General features: G+C 48.9%; 15 protein-coding genes. 14 read left to right on the top strand and 1 reads right to left on the bottom strand.

The genetic code is table 11. From position 1 onward, the window contains the following. Positions 1-89: 89 nt before the first annotated feature. On the bottom strand, positions 90-2,801 hold the full coding sequence (gene acnA, locus ACXHJ1_RS02830; RefSeq protein ID WP_457905566.1) for an aconitate hydratase AcnA: 2,712 nt from the start codon (positions 2,799-2,801) through the stop codon (positions 90-92). A gap of 420 nt (positions 2,802-3,221) precedes the next feature. Here acnA and ACXHJ1_RS02825 point away from each other — a divergent pair, with 420 nt between their 5' ends. The 14 genes from ACXHJ1_RS02825 (at position 3,222) to ACXHJ1_RS02760 (ending at position 17,901) form a co-directional block, all read left to right on the top strand. Further along, positions 3,222-4,217, top strand: coding sequence for an amidase domain-containing protein (locus ACXHJ1_RS02825; RefSeq protein ID WP_019686143.1), 996 nt, complete (start codon positions 3,222-3,224; stop codon positions 4,215-4,217). Between the two features lie 73 nt (positions 4,218-4,290). After that, positions 4,291-5,379: a D-alanine--D-alanine ligase gene (locus tag ACXHJ1_RS02820; protein WP_019686144.1), complete on the top strand. Its 1,089-nt coding sequence runs from the start codon at positions 4,291-4,293 to the stop codon at positions 5,377-5,379. Positions 5,380-5,481: 102 nt separating this feature from the next. Continuing rightward, positions 5,482-5,805, top strand: coding sequence for a hypothetical protein (locus tag ACXHJ1_RS02815; protein WP_016819326.1), 324 nt, complete (start codon positions 5,482-5,484; stop codon positions 5,803-5,805). Positions 5,806-5,944: 139 nt separating this feature from the next. Beyond that, positions 5,945-6,946, top strand: coding sequence for a UV DNA damage repair endonuclease UvsE (uvsE, locus tag ACXHJ1_RS02810; RefSeq protein WP_290410442.1), 1,002 nt, complete (start codon positions 5,945-5,947; stop codon positions 6,944-6,946). A gap of 173 nt (positions 6,947-7,119) precedes the next feature. Next, positions 7,120-7,986, top strand: coding sequence for an inositol monophosphatase family protein (locus ACXHJ1_RS02805; protein ID WP_029514326.1), 867 nt, complete (start codon positions 7,120-7,122; stop codon positions 7,984-7,986). A 37-nt stretch (positions 7,987-8,023) separates the two neighbouring features. Further along, on the top strand, positions 8,024-8,260 hold the full coding sequence (locus ACXHJ1_RS02800) for a hypothetical protein (protein ID WP_107734913.1): 237 nt from the start codon (positions 8,024-8,026) through the stop codon (positions 8,258-8,260). Positions 8,261-8,431: 171 nt separating this feature from the next. Beyond that, positions 8,432-10,162, top strand: a complete 1,731-nt coding sequence (locus tag ACXHJ1_RS02795) for a sensor histidine kinase (protein WP_217484939.1) — start codon at positions 8,432-8,434, stop codon at positions 10,160-10,162. Next, positions 10,140-11,699, top strand: coding sequence for a response regulator transcription factor (locus ACXHJ1_RS02790; protein ID WP_457905565.1), 1,560 nt, complete (start codon positions 10,140-10,142; stop codon positions 11,697-11,699). Before ACXHJ1_RS02795 ends, ACXHJ1_RS02790 begins: the two co-directional genes overlap by 23 nt. Positions 11,700-11,873: 174 nt before the next feature. Next, the gene (locus tag ACXHJ1_RS02785) at positions 11,874-13,166 is read left to right on the top strand and encodes an ABC transporter substrate-binding protein (protein ID WP_016819320.1); all 1,293 of its coding nucleotides are present in this window, start codon (positions 11,874-11,876) and stop codon (positions 13,164-13,166) included. A gap of 190 nt (positions 13,167-13,356) precedes the next feature. Then, positions 13,357-14,265, top strand: a complete 909-nt coding sequence (locus tag ACXHJ1_RS02780; RefSeq protein WP_016819319.1) for a carbohydrate ABC transporter permease — start codon at positions 13,357-13,359, stop codon at positions 14,263-14,265. A gap of 5 nt (positions 14,266-14,270) precedes the next feature. Then, positions 14,271-15,110: a carbohydrate ABC transporter permease gene (locus ACXHJ1_RS02775; protein ID WP_013369435.1), complete on the top strand. Its 840-nt coding sequence runs from the start codon at positions 14,271-14,273 to the stop codon at positions 15,108-15,110. Positions 15,111-15,226: 116 nt separating this feature from the next. Next, positions 15,227-16,339 carry a rhamnogalacturonan acetylesterase gene (locus ACXHJ1_RS02770; protein WP_457905564.1) on the top strand — a complete coding sequence of 371 codons (1,113 nt, stop codon included), beginning with the start codon at positions 15,227-15,229 and terminating at the stop codon, positions 16,337-16,339. Positions 16,340-16,412: 73 nt separating this feature from the next. Then, the gene (locus ACXHJ1_RS02765; protein ID WP_117290635.1) at positions 16,413-17,447 is read left to right on the top strand and encodes a glycoside hydrolase family 88/105 protein; all 1,035 of its coding nucleotides are present in this window, start codon (positions 16,413-16,415) and stop codon (positions 17,445-17,447) included. Between the two features lie 52 nt (positions 17,448-17,499). Next, positions 17,500-17,901, top strand: a complete 402-nt coding sequence (locus ACXHJ1_RS02760) for a sensory rhodopsin transducer (RefSeq protein ID WP_019686151.1) — start codon at positions 17,500-17,502, stop codon at positions 17,899-17,901. Positions 17,902-17,928 lie beyond the last annotated feature (27 nt).

Here is a 17,928-nt window from a genome sequence, read left to right as displayed (position 1 = left end):
CCTTACATAGGGCCTCATACAGATAAAAAACACCCCTTAATCGCAGATGAATCTGCAATCAGGGGTGTTGTATATATGATGCTATATCATTACGCTTGAATCATTTGACGCAGTACGGTTTGCAAGATACCACCGTTGTGGTAGTAGTCGATGTCGACGGTGCTGTCCAGACGAGCAGTGACCGGGAATTCGAACTTGGTGCCATCCTCGCGTTTGGCTACAACCGTAAGTTCTTGACCTGGTTTCACGTCATTGTCAATGCCGAGAATGTCGAAGGTTTCGCGACCGTTCAGGCCCAAGCTGGACCAGCCATAGCCTTCCTGGAATTGCAGCGGCAATACACCCATACCGACCAGGTTACTGCGGTGAATCCGCTCGAAGCTTTCAGCAATGACGGCTTTAACACCTAACAACAACGTACCTTTGGCCGCCCAGTCACGTGAGCTGCCTGTGCCGTATTCCTTGCCGGCGATGACGATCAGGTTCTGATCGGCTGCCTGATATTTCATGGACGCATCATAGATGGACATTTCCTCATCTGTAGGCAAGTACTTGGTCACACCGCCTTCGGTGCCTGGAGCTACATTGTTGCGGATACGGATGTTGGCGAATGTACCGCGCATCATGACTTCATGGTTACCGCGGCGGGAGCCGTAGGAGTTGAAGTCCTTGCGTTCCACGCCATGCTCCTTCAAGTACAGTCCTGCCGGGCTGGAAGGGGCGATATTGCCTGCTGGTGAGATGTGGTCCGTCGTGACCGAATCATTCAGCAGGGCAAGTACACGGGCATTACGGATTTCCTTGATATCCTGCACACCATCCTGAAGTCCTTCAAAGAACGGCGGATTTTGAATATAAGTTGAGTTTTCATCCCATTCATACAGTTCGCCTTCAGGAACCGGAATGGAATTCCATTTTTCGTTGGCCGTAAATACATTTTCATATTTGCGACGGAACATATCCGGGCTCAGAGACAGGCTGATCGCTTCCTTGATTTCTTCGGAAGTAGGCCAGATATCTTTCAGGTAGACAGGCTGATTGTCCTGATCGTAACCGAGTGGTTCGTTCACCATATCAATATTTACCGTGCCGGCGAGAGCATAAGCGACTACCAGTGGCGGTGAGCCGAGATAGTTGGCTTTGACTTGCGCATGCACCCGTCCTTCAAAGTTCCGGTTACCGGAAATAACTGCGCCAACGGTCAGATCATTGTCTGTAATGGCCTGACTCACTTCGTCAGGAAGGGGTCCGGAGTTACCGATACAGGTCGCGCAGCCATAGCCTGCCACATGGAAGCCGAGGGCTTCAAGCGGTTCGATCAGCCCGGCTTTTTGCAGGTACTCCGTTACGACAAGCGAGCCTGGTGTCAAGCTTGTTTTAACATAGCCTGGCTTTTTGAGCCCGCGCTGTACTGCCTTTTTGGCGAGCAAGCCCGCGCCTAGCATAACGCTTGGGTTGGAGGTGTTCGTGCAGCTTGTAATCGCTGCAATCACGACTGAGCCAGTACCCAGCTCACTGGTGGAGCCGTCCGGATGGGTCAGTGGAACCTTCTGTGCGATCTTTTCATCGCTCAGTCCATAGCCGCCTTTGTCTACTGGGGTACGGATAATGCCTTCGAAGGTTTCTTTCATGCGGCTTAGCTCAACACGGTCCTGCGGACGTTTGGGTCCGGCGAGACTCGGTACAACCGAAGCCAGATCCAGCTCAATCGTATCGCTGAACACAGGATCTGGGGTATCGGCTGTGCGGAACATGCCTTGAGCTTTGTAATATTCCTCTACGAGGCTGACTTGCTCATCGGAACGTCCGGTGCTGCGCAGGTAAGCCAGCGTTTCGGCATCAACCGGGAAAAAGCCGATCGTTGCGCCGTATTCCGGTGCCATGTTGGCCACAGTCGCACGGTCAGCCAAGCTGATGTTGGCCAGACCTGGGCCGTAAAATTCTACGAATTTCCCGACCACGCCTTTTTTACGCAGCATTTGCGTAACTGTTAGCGCCAGGTCCGTAGCGGTAGCACCTTCTGACAGACTGCCTGTCAGTTTGAAGCCGATCACATCGGGAGTGACAAAATACAACGGCTGCCCCAGCATACCCGCCTCTGCCTCAATCCCGCCGACACCCCAGCCCACGACACCGAGTCCGTTAATCATCGTCGTATGGGAGTCCGTTCCCACAAGGGAATCCGGGAAGACAACAGTTTCGCCGTCGATGGTTTTGGTGGCAGCCACGGAAGCGAGATACTCTAGATTAACCTGATGAACGATACCGGTGGACGGCGGCACCGCACGGAAGTTATTGAATGCCGTTTGCGCCCAGCGCAAAAAACGATACCGTTCTTCGTTACGTTCAAACTCTACATTAATATTGTAGTCCAGCGCGTCACCGGTACCGAAAGCATCAACCATGACCGAGTGGTCGATTACGAGATCGACGGGAACGAGCGGGTTGATTTGTTTCGGATCGCCGCCCGCTTTTTTCACCGTATCACGCATAGCTGCCAAATCGACAACCACCGGGACGCCAGTAAAATCCTGAAGCACGATACGTGCAGGAATGAACGGAATTTCCTTGTTGGTGTCACGATCCTCAGCCCAGCCTGTCAGCTGCTGCACGTGTTCTTCCGTAATGGCGCGTCCGTCAAACTGGCGAACCGCTGCTTCCAGCAACACTTTAATGGAGAAAGGCAGCTTGGCAACACCGCTTTTTCCTTGTTCCTCCAGTGCCTTAAGACTGTAGTAGCGATAAGGCTTCCCGTTAACTTCCAAACTACGGGCAATGGAGAATTGATCTTTTCCTGACATAAGTATTACCTCCTTGAAGTGGATGCTTGCGGGAAAATAGGGATGTCTTTTTCGACGTCATGCACATTTGGTTTTAATTGGTTGCGTTCTCAATTTCATCTTCAGTAGTACATTGTAAGTTAAGAGGTTGAGATGAATGTAATTCGTTTCATTAGATGAAACATGATTTCAAAATGATTGCTTTTGGATTAAGTATACCGTTTTCAGACGGTTCCGTAAAGTTTTTTTGACCTAAATTATGCGTGTTCAGACTGGAAAATAAAACGTTCCGTTCCCCCGCGTTTCGATGTTCATACCAAGCTTTAGAGATTCATACTTATAGATAGAGAGCATATCCGACCAGAGAGGAAAGAAGGAAGTTATATATCAGCGTGGTTATCCCCGAATAAGGATAGCGAGACGAAAAATGGAGGGATAGGGATGGGGGAGCGGGAATGGAAACAGGCCCTTTTTGCTTATGTGAATCAGTACAATCGCAGTGAGGTAAATGGTGTACCACAGCCGGATGAGTACCTGGAGGTGGGCCAGCGAATGGAGCGGGCGGCACGTGCGGCCAGATTGGAGCAGTGGTACAACGAACGGGACGCTGTTCCCCTGCGCAGCGAGACACGCGCCAAGCCGCTACGAATAGTGCAGGATACCCCGGATGAGGCAGTGGTCGATGTACAACTGCATGTGAGGCTCTTTTATGAGAAAGGCGGGATGACGCACCGGGAGGATCGGATTGAACGGGAGCGTCTAACGTTTACACGCGAGGGCGAAGCCTGGCAGGTGACGAGGATCGAGCGCGATCCGGCAGAAAGAAAGCCGGCGGGAGGAGAGGTTCCTTTTGAACAAGCGTCTTTTAATCAGGGAGGAAGTCTGCCGCTGCTGAATCGTGGTGTGCTGGGCTTCGGCTCATCAGCACGCCCCAGTCGATATCGTCGTGAAGAAGCAGCGGCCTATGCAGATCAGTGGTGGGATAACTTTAACCCGGAGTTTGAGGCGTTTGATGTGGATTGCACCAATTATATCTCGCAGTGCCTCTTTGCAGGTGGTGCACCGATCCACTATACTGGTAAAAGAGAATCGGGCTGGTGGTATAAAGGACGGGTCGCCGGACGTGAGCTGTGGAGCTATAGCTGGGCGGTTTCCAACAGTCTGGAGCGGTATTTGGGCTCCAGCTCCTGGGGGTTGACCGCAGAGCAGGTGAGTCGACCGGAGCAGCTCATGCTGGGGGACGTCATTTTTTATGATTGGGATGGTGACGGAACTTTCCAGCACAGCACGGTGGTAACGGCCTTTGATGCTGGCGGCATGCCGCTAGTCAATGCACATACGGTAAGCTCTAGACATCGTTATTGGGACTATAAAAATTCGTATGCGTGGACGGACAATACGGTATATCGCTTTTATCACATCGCCGACTATTTTTAAATGAGATGATGGATAACAGGTACAGTGAAGCAAATCAGGCACAATGACGAAAGCAGGAAAGCGGAGGATAGGCATGGCAAATCAAAAATTGACCGTAGGGCTGGTGTACGGTGGTAAATCGGGTGAACATGAGGTATCGCTGCAAACGGCGTATGCGGTAATGAACGCTTTTAACTATGAGAAATACGAGATTATTCCTTTTTATATTACGAAGGCTGGCGATTGGCGTAGAGGGACGCTGTTAAGTGCGCCTTTGACTACTGTAGACCAATTGAAGCTGGAGCACGCTGAGGGCGGCACCAAGGCGGCATTAGATACGTTGTTCGGTAAGTTGTATGGAGAGCAGACGCTGGATGTACTGTTTCCGCTGCTGCACGGCACCTTTGGCGAGGACGGAACGATTCAGGGTCTGTTCGAAATGGCTGATATGCCCTATGTCGGGGCAGGCGTGCTGGCTTCGGCAGCAGGTATGGATAAAGGCGTCATGAAGAAGCTGTTTGAGCATGCAGGATTGCCGCAAGTGAAATACTGCTATTTTAATAGTACACAGTGGGCACAAACCGGTCATGACTTGGTGCGTAACATAGAGACTGAGTTGGGTTATCCTTGCTTTGTCAAACCAGCCAATCTGGGATCGAGTGTTGGTATTTCCAAAGCGAGTAACCGAGAAGAACTGGAAAAGGCTGTAGATCTGGCTCTGCAATTTGACCTGAAGGTGATTGTGGAGGAGTACGTCGATGCCCGTGAGATTGAAGTCAGCGTACTTGGCAATGACGAGCCGATTGCCTCGGTACCGGGTGAAATTGTGTCGTCGAGTGATTACTACGACTATGCTGCCAAATATACCGATGGTCAATCGGAAATGCTCATTCCGGCACCACTGGACGAGGAAGTGGCAGATCGTATCCGTGAAGCCGCATTGCAAGCTTTCCGTGCTCTGGAAGGTTGCGGGATTTCCCGTGCCGATTTCTTCGTCAGACGCTCAGATGGACATATCCTTATTAATGAAGTGAATACAATGCCTGGCTTTACACCGTTCAGCATGTATCCATTATTGTGGAGAGAAACCGGCGTATCCTATGTAAGTCTGCTGGATCGCATGATTGCTCTTGCACTGGAGCGTTATGAGCGCAGGTCGGCACTGCACTATGAGAACTCATAAACGAAAAACGAAGGGGAGCTGATCACTCTCCTTTTTGTTCATATACATTGATAGACTTGAGCATTTTACCAAACCCTTAAGTATGAAAGGTGGCGGCTACACATGGGCTTTCAAACTGAATTTAACTCGGTGTGCAAATTCAAGAGTGAACAAGAACTTTATGAACTGCTGGAATATGGACGTGGCAAAATGGTTAAATCCGGCCTGCGTGTTTTTCCGACAGGACAGAAGGTTATCGCTTACAGCGTGGATAACGTGGCAGTAGCCATCGTTCAGATTGTGGGCTGTATCGCTGAAATCAATTTCCAAGGTGACGAAGTGACCGAGGTAGAAATGACTCTTATTCGTAAGCTGAACGAAGAAGAATCGAGAATTCAGACCGCATTGGCGGATGAAATGTTTTTTGGAGCACAGCAGCAATCCTAGCTGTTTGTTTCTTACATTTTTGTGCAATACACCGAATCAGCAGGTGCTTTTCCGGGTATGATCAGTAGAAAAGGGGTTTAGGTCACAGAATGAAATCGGCCTTGCCATCTACTGCGAACTGCTGAAAGGAAGGACATCTATGATCGTAAGGTTCGGTTATGTTGCCATGTCGGTCACCGTGCAAAATGCATCCCCTTCTAAAACCATGACCATGGCCAGCTTTAACAAGATCGGAGACCGAGAAGCCGCGATCCGTAAGTTAGAACGAATTGCAGCCGAAAATCTCCATAATACATTGAGGCTGCTGCGTCATAATCGTGCGAGTGATATTCAGGTCTATCGTTTCTCATCCAAGCTGATTCCGCTTGCGACCCATCAAGATCTGAGGGATTGGGACCCATTTCAGGCGCTTGCTGCTGATTTTGCAGAGGTGGGGGACTATGTCAAGGCGAATAAGATGAGGGTATCGTTTCACCCCGATCATTTTACAGTGCTGAGCACTCCCCGTCCTGAAGTGTTGCAAAGCTCCATTCATGATCTGAAGTACCACGTGGCGATGCTGGAGGCTATGGGACTTAGTGCCGAAGCCAAGAACAACATTCATATTGGTGGTGCATACGGAGATAAGGTGACCTCAGGTCAGCGTTTTGTAGAGCAGGTTAGTGCGCTGGATCTTTCATTAAGAGAACGGTTAACATTGGAAAATGATGATAAAACGTTTAATGCGGTGGAAACACTGGAAGCTTGCAAAATAACAGGCTTGCCGATGGTTCTTGATATTCATCATCAATGGGTCAATAACGAGGGGGAGAAGCCGTGGGAGCTTTGGCCGGATATATTGGATACCTGGAAAGGGGAATTGGCCCAAGCCGGATCTTCTGCGGATCATCCATTGCCGCCCAAAATCCATGCGTCCAGTCCCAAAAGTGAAAAAGACCCTCGTGGTCATGCAGACGGTGTTCTGATGGAGCCATTGCTGACCTTTCTGCGTAATATTGCTGGATATACGGATCGGATTGATGTCATGCTTGAAGCCAAACTTAAGGATGAAGCGTTGTTCGGATTAATGAATGAACTGCGTCTTCAGGAAGATAACGGGGTCAAAGTGTTGGATGGGGCTTCCATAGAAATTACGCCTTAGAAAGCAGTATTTCGCGGATAAAGCTTCCATATGGAGAAACTTTATGAAGCTTATTGTGTATACTAGAATGTGTAAACTAGCAAACTTGTACTGAAACAGAGATGGTTAAGAGAATGTCTGTTGGGCAGGCTCGTAAACCACGTAACAATGATATAGAAAGTAGAGTGAACACGTTGAACGAACATGAAAACGAAAAGGTTCCCTATATCGTATCAGGAAAAAGCTATACGGCCGTGGCTATTAATGCGGCATCCAAAGCCGGGGAATGGATTAAAAGCAGGCTGGGCACAGTTGAACAATTGAATACCAAGCAGTCGCCGACCGATCTAGTGACCGAGGTAGATAAAGGTGCAGAACAGATGATTCGTAGACTCATTCTCACCCATTTTCCCGATCATGCCATCTTGGGTGAAGAAGGGGTAGAGCCGGGAGCCGAAGCTTCAGCCCGAGCATTAGAAGCTGCCCGTGAAGAGGAATATTTATGGATTATTGATCCGGTAGACGGCACTACCAATTTCGTGCACAGTCTGCCGTACTACAGTGTGTCTATTGCCTTGGCTCATCGTGGTGAAGTGATTGTCGGGGTAATTTATGATCCGTCCCGTGATGAAATGTTTGTAGCGGAAAAAGGAAAAGGCGCATATGTCCACGGCAATCGCATGCAAGCATCGAGAGAAGAGACGCTGGGAGATAGTTTGGTGTGCATCGGTTTCCCGCCGGATCGTACGTATGCACAACCGTTGAATATGAAAATTACGCAGGTTCTTACACCTCAGGTACGCGGCATTCGGGCGCTCGGCTCGGCAGCATTGCATCTGGCTTATGTGGCGTCGGGACGTTTGTCTGCTTATTGCGAAATCGGTTTGAATGCCTGGGATGTGGCCGCGGGCGCTTTGCTGGTACAGGAATCAGGAGGTACTATTACGGACACATTGGGCCAACCTTATGACCTGAGTGTGCGGCATATTGTAGCTACGAATACAGCTATTCATTCTCAACTTATTCAAGTGCTGAAAGAAGCAGACGCAACCGGGTTATAATACTACGTACACCATCATCCTGAAGGAGGAAATCGCGATGAGCCAGTCCGAAGAATTGGAACGCCAGCTCAGTGAACTGCTGACGGAAGGCGAAATTCGTGAGAATGAGGCCAAAAAACGGGAACGACTCAGTCCCAAATATGAGGTGCGGGTTCAGACTCAAATGGACCCTATTGTCGAGGAGACGCGTAAATACCGGAGTATGGCACGTGAGCTTGATGATCGATATGATGAATATATGAGCAAGGCGGACAAATCGAAAGCAAACGATTAACGCTAAGCAAGCCCAAATACCTCTTGCCGAATGACCAAGGCATGGGGTATTTTGTATAATATATAGAGTTTTCTCCATTTTGAGCTGGACGGGCAGGACGTGCGAAGGAGGCGACGTGTACTGATTACCTATTTTAAGAGCGCTTACAAAAATGCCGGAATCCATCATAAGATGGTACTGCTGATTACGGTGCTCATGCTGGTTAATTTTGCGGTTGTTGCAGTCATACTTAAATACGTATTTCATATTTATGATAATCAAATGTATAAAAAGACATCTGAAGTACTCAATATTTCTTCGATTGGCATTGAAAATGAACTGAAGGATGTTGAAAAAGTTACGTTTAAGGTAATAACGGACGAGCAGCTTCAGCGTTATTTGCTCCAATTGGAAAAGGAAACATCACCTTATGTCAAAACAGTACTGCGCAAAAAAATAACGAATAGGCTTATTGCCTTCGCCGGCTCTGAAACCTATGTCTATTCTATGATGGTAATCGACAAAGAGGGACAGGTCATGAGTGCGGGCAACCGCGAAGGTATCCCCCAAGAGCTTCGATCCACCCTGTCGGAGTTGGCAGACGAATATGACGGCTCCCATGCATGGTATGCGGCAGGTCACTCCTCCTTGCTGGCAGCGCGGCAATTCAAATCCTTTACCGATTCCAATTTTACGCTGAACGGGCTCGGCACGCTTGCGATTCGTGTACGAATTGACCGGATTGTAGCGGATCGAGTGCAGACTTCCGGCCGTGACGGACAGTTGATGATTACAGACGGAAGACGGATGATTTATCCCGAAACACCGCTTTTGAGTGAGAGCGATATTCAGGCAGAGCTTGCGCGGAAGCAGCCTTACGGGATCGCGACCTATACAGGCGGAACCTTTTTTGCTGCTCAGATCAAATCCTCATATACGGGCTGGACGTATTTACATATGACTCCCTTTGATGATATGTTCCGCAGTATTACGATAATCAAAGAAATTGTAAGCGCTATTTTTGTCATTATGCTGCTTATTGCATTGGCGCTGGGCGCGAGGCTGTCGGGCAGCATTACTCAACCGATCGTTCAGTTGATCCAGAACATGCGTAAAATAGAAAAAGGCGACCTCGACCGTCTGGAAGAGGAAGCGCTTGGGGCGGTACCCCTTTCCACACAGGATGAGGTTGGTCTCTTGCATCGGACGTATAAGAAGATGATCCGCCGTATCCGCGAGCTTATTAATGAGAATGTTGCCAAGCAGCTATTGCTGCGGGAAACAGAGCTAAAGGCGCTACAGGCACAGATTAATCCACATTTTCTATACAATACGTTAGAATCTGTGAACTGGCTCGCCAAGGCCAATAAGCAGGATCGGATTTCAGAAATGGTGGAAGCCCTTGCTTTTCTACTACGCAGCACGGTCAGTTTTGAAGAGCAGTTGATTCCACTTCAAAAAGAGCTGGATATCGTAAGGAGCTACGTAACGATCCAAAAAACACGTTTTGATGAGCGCCTCGATTTCCACCTCGATGTCCCGGAAGAGCTGATGGATGCACAAATTCCGAAGCTAACGCTTCAGCCCTTGGTGGAGAATGCGATCCATTATGCGCTGGAGCCGCGTATTGAACCGTGTCGGATCACGATTGTGGCCAGAGAAAGCGAGGGAGCGCTGTTCCTGCGGGTTGAAGATGACGGGCCTGGAATGACCCCGGATTTCTTGGAAAAGCTACGCAGCGGACAGATCACAACCCGTGGGCGGGGCATTGGACTTGCGAATATTCAGGAACGGATTAACCTGACATTTGGTACACCTTGGGGGATAGAACTGCACAGCGAGTCAGGAACAGGAACGTCAATTCATGTCTGTATTCCATATGTGAAAGGGGATCAGGGTCGTGTACAAGGTGCTACTGGTTGATGATGAGCGTATGATTTTAGAAGGCATATCACAGGTGGTTGATTGGGGCAAGGCCGGAACACAGCTGGTAGGTACGGCGCGTAATGGGATTGAGGCATATGATCAGATCCAGGCGAGCCCGCCTGATTTTGTGATCAGCGATATTTCCATGCCAGGACTGGACGGTATCGGACTCGTTGCCAAAACGACGGAGCATTTTCCAGATGTTCGTTTTATTCTGCTGTCTGGCTACAAAGATTTTGACTATGCCTGTCGGGCCATGCAATACGGGGTAAAGCACTACTTGTTGAAGCCCTGCAATGAGCGGCAAATTCATGAGGCTCTGACTGAGCTGGGACAGGAGCGAGAGGAACAGGAAGAACGCAAGCAGTTTGTGAACCGGATGAAGCTTGATTTTCAGCGTATGCTACCGCATGTGAAGGAGCATTTTTTGAAGGAGTTTATTTCCTATAAGACTTACGGTAGCCGTGATATCGCTTTTTATGAGCGTTTGTTCGGTCTGGAGTTGCAAGATAAGCAGGTTCGAATGCTGCTGCTGCGGGTAGAGGAGTCCCATGAGCCGGAGCATTTGTTTGCTTTGCAAAATATAGCAGGGGATTTAATGGATCATGTCTTGCTCAGTACGACGATGCAAGGGCAGCTGCTGATTGTGCTGGAAAGTGCGGATGACACGTCTGGGTTTATGAAACAGATTGAAGCGGTACGTACGACGTTCCACCGTTTTTATAAGCTAGAGGTGACCGTCGCAGTTAGCGAGTCGGATAGCATGCAGCATTCGCGGGGGATGTACCGGGAGACATTGCATTGTATGAATCACCGCTTTTACACCGGGGAGGGCAGCCTCATTACGAAGGAAGATTTGGCGGCTGATGACACCCGGGAGATGGCAGATTTGGAACTGGACGAAGAGAAGTTCGGTCTGCTGATCAAGGCTGGAAATAGGGAGGAAGTTGCACAGGAAGTGGATCGGCTGTTCGGCATCCTGTCCCGTATGAAGCTAGAAATCTCCGTAACCCGTTCTTATGTGCTACAGCTATATGCGGCCATGATTCGTATATGTCCTGAAGAAGAGCGTGCGGCGTTCACGAGTCGAATGGTCGTGCTGGCAGAGCAAAAAACATTGGCATGCCTCAAATCTTTTGTACAGGAAGCCGCCGAACGAATGACCGCAATTTATTATAAAAGCAATGTATATCGCCAATCTTCCACGGTGGATAAAATGATCACTATTATTGAGCAAAACTATAGAAAATCCGATCTTTCGCTGAACGGTGTGGCGGGTCAAATGCTCTATATGAATTCCGACTATTTAGGGAAAATTTTCAAAAAAGTGACAGGCAAAAACTTTTCGCATTACGTCAATCGTTACCGGATCGAACGTGCGGCTGAGCATATTCGGGAGACGGGAGACGTAAAGGTGTTTGAGCTGGCGGAATGGTTCGGCTTCGGCGGGAACGCGCAATATTTTAGCCAGGTGTTCAAAAAATGGGCAGGTATGACACCCTCCGAGTACATTAAATCACACGAACGGGGATGAGCTGCTGAGTCCCTCTGTTTTTTAAACCTTTGAAATCTGATTTGTGTATTCCAATGTTTCTCTGCTTTTGGGAAAATAACAACAGGAGCAAATGTAAACGCTATCAAACAAGCGTAAGTACATTGTTACTCGTAATAAGGCTCCTTTCTAGAACAGCGAAAAGGGGAGAGATAGGTGGGCAAAAAGGGATGGTTTCTGGTCATAGCGATGCTGCTTGTGTTGACGACGGCATGTAGTGGAGCAGACGGTGGAGGCAATTCGGGCACAAGTGCAGACGGGAAAGTAAAGTTGCGGATTGCTTGGTGGGGATCGGATACGCGCCACGAATATACGCAGAAGGTTATCGATTTGTATAAGCAAAAAAATCCGAATGTAACGATTGATGTGGAATATGCCTCTTTTGATGACTACTGGAAGAAGCTCGCACCGCAGGCGGCAGCAAACCAACTGCCGGATATCGTGCAGATGGACATTTCGTATATTAGCCAATATGCGAAGAACGGCCAGCTGGAAGATATGGCGCCTTACTTGAATCAGAAAATCCAAGTCGCTGATGTAAACGAAAATGTACTCAAAACCGGAATCATTGCCGGAAAGCAATATGGTATTCCAACAGGTGTCAATGTGCTGGGCTTCCAGTACGATCCGGCACTGCTCAAAAAAGCGGGCATAGACAAAATTCCTGATGACTGGACATGGGACCAATACAAAGAGCTGGCTTTGAAGGCAGCCTCCAATAAAGTTTACTTTGACAGCTCCATGGCTGCGGATATTTTCTTCCACTACTATTTGCGGACACATGGAAAATCTCTCTACAATACGGAAGGAACAGGATTGGGGTATGATGACGATAAGCTGTTTGTTGATTTCTTCGGTGGTTTAGCTGAGCTGATTAAGAAGGGGGCGACACCGACTCCTGAAGTCATGAACCAAACCAAGGGAATTCTTGAGGAATCGGATATCGTAAAAGGAACAGGTATCGGCATTTGGCAGTGGTCTAATCAGTATGTGGGCTTACAACAGGTCGTTAATCGCCCAATGGCGCTTGCTCCGATGTTTGGACCGAATATGGAAAAAGGCGTGTATATGCAGCCTACCATGTACTGGGCGGTGGCTTCCCGTTCACAGGTGAAGGATGAGGCCGCAAAGTTTATTGATTTCTGGATGAACGATGTTGAAGCGAATAAATTGATTAAAGGCGAACGCGGCGTACCGATTTCTGCCAAAATCAAGGAAGCTGTAGCGCCGGAGTTGAGCGAGGCAACGAAGCAGGTGTTTGAATTTGTGGCTTCCATGGAGCCAAAAGCTTCTCCAATGAGCCCGCCGCCACCGGTTGGATCGCCGGAAGTGATTGCTACATTGACCGATTACATTGAGCAAGTCAATTTCGGACAGATGACGCCTGAAGACGCAGCGGTCAAATTCCGGGCTGATGCGAATACCATCCTTGCGAATAACAAGCAGTAATAATGCAGGGTTGAAGGACCGATTCGTTAGGTTAACCGTGCGTAGTGCAAAGCATGACCTGCGCACGGTTGATCCGACGAACCCATTGCAGAAGAAACCTTTGTAGATATCACAAAATAATTCATATAACAACGCATAGTTTATATTTACATGTACGCAAATTCTTAAAATGCAACAGAAGGGAGGCTTGATGAGCTTGCGAAATCATCAGAGCTTGAAAGCCAATATGACCGGATATGCGTTTATCAGCCCGTTTATTGTGGGCTTTCTGGCATTTACGTTAATTCCAATGTTTATTTCGCTGTATCTGTCCTTTACGAGCTACAATCTGTTCACCCCGCCCAAATGGATTGGTCTGGGTAACTTCGAAAAAATGTTCACAGGTGATCCGAAATATTGGAATTCGATCAGGGTCACATTTACGTATGTATTGGTCGGTGTACCGTTGCGACTGATTTTCGCGTTGTTTGTGGCGATGATTTTGAATACCAAGTCACGCATGGTAGGCACCTATCGGACGATGTATTATCTGCCTTCTATTATCGGGGGTAGCGTTGCAGTGTCCATCATGTGGCGCAATATTTTCAGTAATGAGGGCATTGTTAACAGCTTGCTTTCGGCCTTGGGGGCAACCCCAGTGAAATGGTTTGGTGATCCGAATGCTTCGCTCATGATGCTGATCACCTTGTCTGTATGGCAATTTGGTTCATCCATGCTTATTTTTCTGGCAGGGCTGAAAAACATTCCGCTTGAAATGTACGAGGCATCCAGTGTAGATGGCGCTACGCCAGTACGAAAATTTTTCAGTATTACGCTGCCACTGCTGAGTCCGATTATTTTATTTAACTTGATTATGCAGACGATCAGTGCGTTTATGACCTTCGTCCCAGCCTATGTTATCTCCAAGGGTGAGGGTGGTCCAATGGATGGAACGATGCTGCATTCACTGTATCTGTTCCGGCAGGCGTTTATGTTCAGCAATATGGGATATGCGGCAGCTATGGCCTGGGTCATGCTCATTATGATTGCGATACTGACAGCGATTTTATTTATGACATCCAAGTTCTGGGTGTTCTATGAAACGGAAAAGGGGCGCTGATACCAATGGCATGGAAAACGTTCAAATGGCCAATTTATCACATTCTGGTTGCTGCACTGGCGCTCCTAATGCTGTATCCCGTGTTCTGGATGCTGTTCAGCTCTTTTAAAGAAAGTCGGACGATATTCGTCACGGCCTCCTCACTTTTCCCTACAGAATGGATTTGGCAAAACTATGTAACAGGCTGGAAAGGCACGACTGGTTATAACTTTGGCACATATATTCTGAATTCGCTCACGATCGTAGTGATTTCCACGATTGGCGCTGTGCTTTCCTCCTCATTGATCGCATTTGGCTTCGCACGTTTGAAATTCAAAGGGCGTAACTTGTGGTTTGCTCTGATGATGGTGACGCTGATGCTGCCGGGGGATGTAGTGCTGGTACCGCAATATATTATTTTCACCAAGCTTGGATGGATCAATACGATCTTACCGTTGGTAGTGCCATCCTTTTTCGGGATGCCGTTCTTCATCTTTCTGATGGTGCAGTTTATACGGACGATTCCAGCAGAGCTGGATGAAGCGGCGACGATTGACGGATGCGGCAAGTTCCGGTTGTATTTTCGAATTATTTTACCCTTGCTCAAATCCTCGCTGGCTACGGCGGCAATCTTCTCTTTCTACTGGAAGTGGGAGGATTTGTTAGGCCCGGTACTGTATCTGAACTCGCCAGAAAAATATACCGTATCGATTGCACTCAAAATGTTCCTCGACAGCGAGTCAGCCTCCAACTGGGGAGGAATGTTCGCGATGTCCATCCTAAGCCTGCTGCCTGTCATCGCTGTATTCTTCGCTTTCCAAAAGCAAATCGTAGAAGGAATGAGCACGAGTGGTCTGAAGGGATAAGACCTAAAAAATGTATAGTCTGAGGATATAAAGCTCGCGCATAGAAATGGGCTGCATCTGGATATGCATACAATTGATGGTGAGGATTTAAGGGTGAAGGCCGAGGAGTGAGTAAAATGTGGAAGTTTGACTTTGGTCCGGGGGAACCTGCGGAGGGCTACAAGGCCGTGTCCCCGGATTGCATATATACGGCTGAGCAAGGCTATGGCTTCGAGACTACGGAGCATGTGTATGGCCGACAAAGGCAGAATCCAGCCAAGGATGCACATACACGGCTGCGAAGCAGCTTTTGTATTCCACTGAACGCTTCGTTTGTTGCAGATGTACCGGACGGAATAGTTTTGGTCACCGTATTGCTTGGCGATCCACTGGCGGAAACGATCACGCGGCTCCGGGCTGGTGAGGGCAAGCATATGCTGCCTCCCGTCCACACGTTGCCAGGCCAGTTCACCGAGGCAATGTTTACGGTGCCTATCCGGGATGGTAAACTGCGCCTCATCGTATCTGGCACCGCACCGAGACTCAATGCGCTGGAGATTGTGCCAGCACCACAGAATCTCCGGCTATTCCTAGCCGGAGATTCCACGGTTACGGATCAAGGGATGTCCGGCTATCCGTACACAGGCTGGGGACAGGCTTTGCCGGCCCTGTTCAAGCATGATGTGTGCGTGGATAATCACGCTGTATCGGGGCGAAGCTCCAAGAGCTTCGTGGACGAGGGACGGTTGAACGTTATTTTGGAGGAAATGAAGACAGGAGACTTCTTGTTCATCCAGTTCGGTCATAATGATCAGAAGCCCGATCTGGAGCGGGCCACGGAGCCTTTTACGACCTACAAGGAGCATCTGCGTCTGTATGTCGACGGAGCGAGAAGCAAGGGCGGAACCCCGGTGCTGATTACGCCTGTACATCGTCGCTATTTTAACGTGGACGGTACGTTGTCCGACACACATGGCGACTATATAACGGCGGTTCGCGAGCTGGCCGAAGAAGCGAACGTGCCGCTTATTGATCTGTCTGCCCGCACGCAGGAGTTATATGAAGAGCTTGGCCCCGAAGAGAGCAAGGAGCTTTTTATGTGGCTGCTGCCTGGGGAATATATGAACTTTTCCGGCGGTCTAGAGGATAATACACATTTTCATGAGAACGGTGCGGTTCGGATTGCAAATATGGTGACGAGGACTGTGCAGGAACTGAATTTGCAACCGCTGCGCATGTACTTACGTTGACGGATGACCTTTTTTGGAACAGGTGGCAAGGAGGGCAACTAACGTGAAGCTTACCAAGGGAGGAGACGTGGAAATGCCCGCATTGAGTTTTGATGAAGAACAGATTAAACAGGTGATTGACCGGGTAGTGGAACGCACGTTTCAAATGCACTATAGCTGGGATTGGCCTGGCGGAGTAGCCTTTTATGGAGTATGCGAAGCCTATGAAGCGACAGGCAATGAACAGTATTTGATCAAGCTGAAAGAATGGGTTGACGAAAATATTGAGGATGGACTTCCGCCTCTGTCGGTGAACGGCGTTTCTGTCGGGCATTGTTTGTTGACACTACATCAGGCTACAGGTGAGCAAAAATACCTGGATATCGCTATCGAGATGGCAGAATTTTTGACCAAAAAAGCTGAGCGGTTTGCCGACGGCATTTTCCAGCACACCGTGAATTCACTACATGATGTATTTCCGCAGCAAGCATGGGTGGATACGATGTTTATGGCTGGTTATTATTTGCTGCGGATCGGTCATTTGCTGGGCAACAAGACATATTGGGAGGATGGAATCCGGCAATATCACGGGCATGAGGAATTTTTGCAGGACCCGGATACGAATTTGTATTACCATGGCTGGGATCATGCGAACCAAAGCCGCATGTCGGGCATATACTGGGCGCGCGGCAATTCATGGGCAGCACTCACGATGGCCAAGGCGCTGAAATGTGTGGAGGTCCAGCATCCATCCTATATGATCATTGACGGCTCGCTGCGTGACCAGCTCAATGCACTGGTGCGGCTGCAATCCCCAGAAGGATTGTGGCATACGGTGCTGAACGATGATACCTCTTATCTGGAAACCTCTGGTTCGGCAGGAATTGCGACTGCTTTGCTTATGCAGGGCCGATTGTTTAACAAATACACGCAAAAGGCGATTGACGGTATCCTTTCCCGCATTAAAGAGGACGGCACAGTGACTGGCGTATCCGCTGGAACTGCTGTAATGAACGATATAGATGGCTACCGAAACGTACCCTACAAACGCATTCAGGGGTGGGGTCAGGGCTTGGCGCTTGCTTTTCTGGCTGAACTGCTGCGTACCCAGGAGAATCCGTACGGGTAGAAAAGAGGCATAGAGATGTAAAAGTATTCATAGCTGAAAGGAGGCCATTGGCATGGGAGATACTGAACGGTCACAGGAAAAGGCGGCTAATCAGCCGCGAGGAAGCTTATTCTGGGTCATCCCCGACGGGTATATTCCGCCGGAAAGCCGGGGAGAGCTGCTCAGTCATGAAAGTATATGTGTGCTGAACTGTGGAAACTGTGCGGCAAAGCTGAGCATAGACATTTATTTTGAAGACCGCGAGCCGTTGGAGGGAATGATCGAGGTGGTGGAAGGAAGACGAACCCGCCATATCCGAACAGCCTCGCTGGAAAAGTCCGGCGAACGGATTCCGACAGGTATTCCTTACGCAATTACGGTCACTAGCGATGTGCCCATCATCGTACAATATAGTAGACTGGACACGACACAGCCGGAGCTGGCATTAATGAGTGTCATGGCGTACCCGGTTTAGTCCGACGAAGGCAAAGAAGATAAAAAA

This window comes from Paenibacillus sp. ALE2 (assembly GCF_054113385.1).
The sequence above is the reverse complement of the archived record's forward strand: the minus strand, read 5'-3'. Positions and strand labels throughout refer to the sequence as shown.

Coding starts and splice junctions, on each gene's coding strand:
- acnA (WP_457905566.1), bottom strand. CDS start 2,801: ATGTCAGGAAAAGATCAATTCTCCATTGCCCGTAGTTTGGAAGTTAAC.
- ACXHJ1_RS02825 (WP_019686143.1), top strand. CDS start 3,222: ATGGGGGAGCGGGAATGGAAACAGGCCCTTTTTGCTTATGTGAATCAG.
- ACXHJ1_RS02820 (WP_019686144.1), top strand. CDS start 4,291: ATGGCAAATCAAAAATTGACCGTAGGGCTGGTGTACGGTGGTAAATCG.
- ACXHJ1_RS02815 (WP_016819326.1), top strand. CDS start 5,482: ATGGGCTTTCAAACTGAATTTAACTCGGTGTGCAAATTCAAGAGTGAA.
- uvsE (WP_290410442.1), top strand. CDS start 5,945: ATGATCGTAAGGTTCGGTTATGTTGCCATGTCGGTCACCGTGCAAAAT.
- ACXHJ1_RS02800 (WP_107734913.1), top strand. CDS start 8,024: ATGAGCCAGTCCGAAGAATTGGAACGCCAGCTCAGTGAACTGCTGACG.
- ACXHJ1_RS02795 (WP_217484939.1), top strand. CDS start 8,432: ATGGTACTGCTGATTACGGTGCTCATGCTGGTTAATTTTGCGGTTGTT.
- ACXHJ1_RS02780 (WP_016819319.1), top strand. CDS start 13,357: ATGAGCTTGCGAAATCATCAGAGCTTGAAAGCCAATATGACCGGATAT.
- ACXHJ1_RS02775 (WP_013369435.1), top strand. CDS start 14,271: ATGGCATGGAAAACGTTCAAATGGCCAATTTATCACATTCTGGTTGCT.
- ACXHJ1_RS02770 (WP_457905564.1), top strand. CDS start 15,227: ATGTGGAAGTTTGACTTTGGTCCGGGGGAACCTGCGGAGGGCTACAAG.
- ACXHJ1_RS02765 (WP_117290635.1), top strand. CDS start 16,413: ATGCCCGCATTGAGTTTTGATGAAGAACAGATTAAACAGGTGATTGAC.
- ACXHJ1_RS02760 (WP_019686151.1), top strand. CDS start 17,500: ATGGGAGATACTGAACGGTCACAGGAAAAGGCGGCTAATCAGCCGCGA.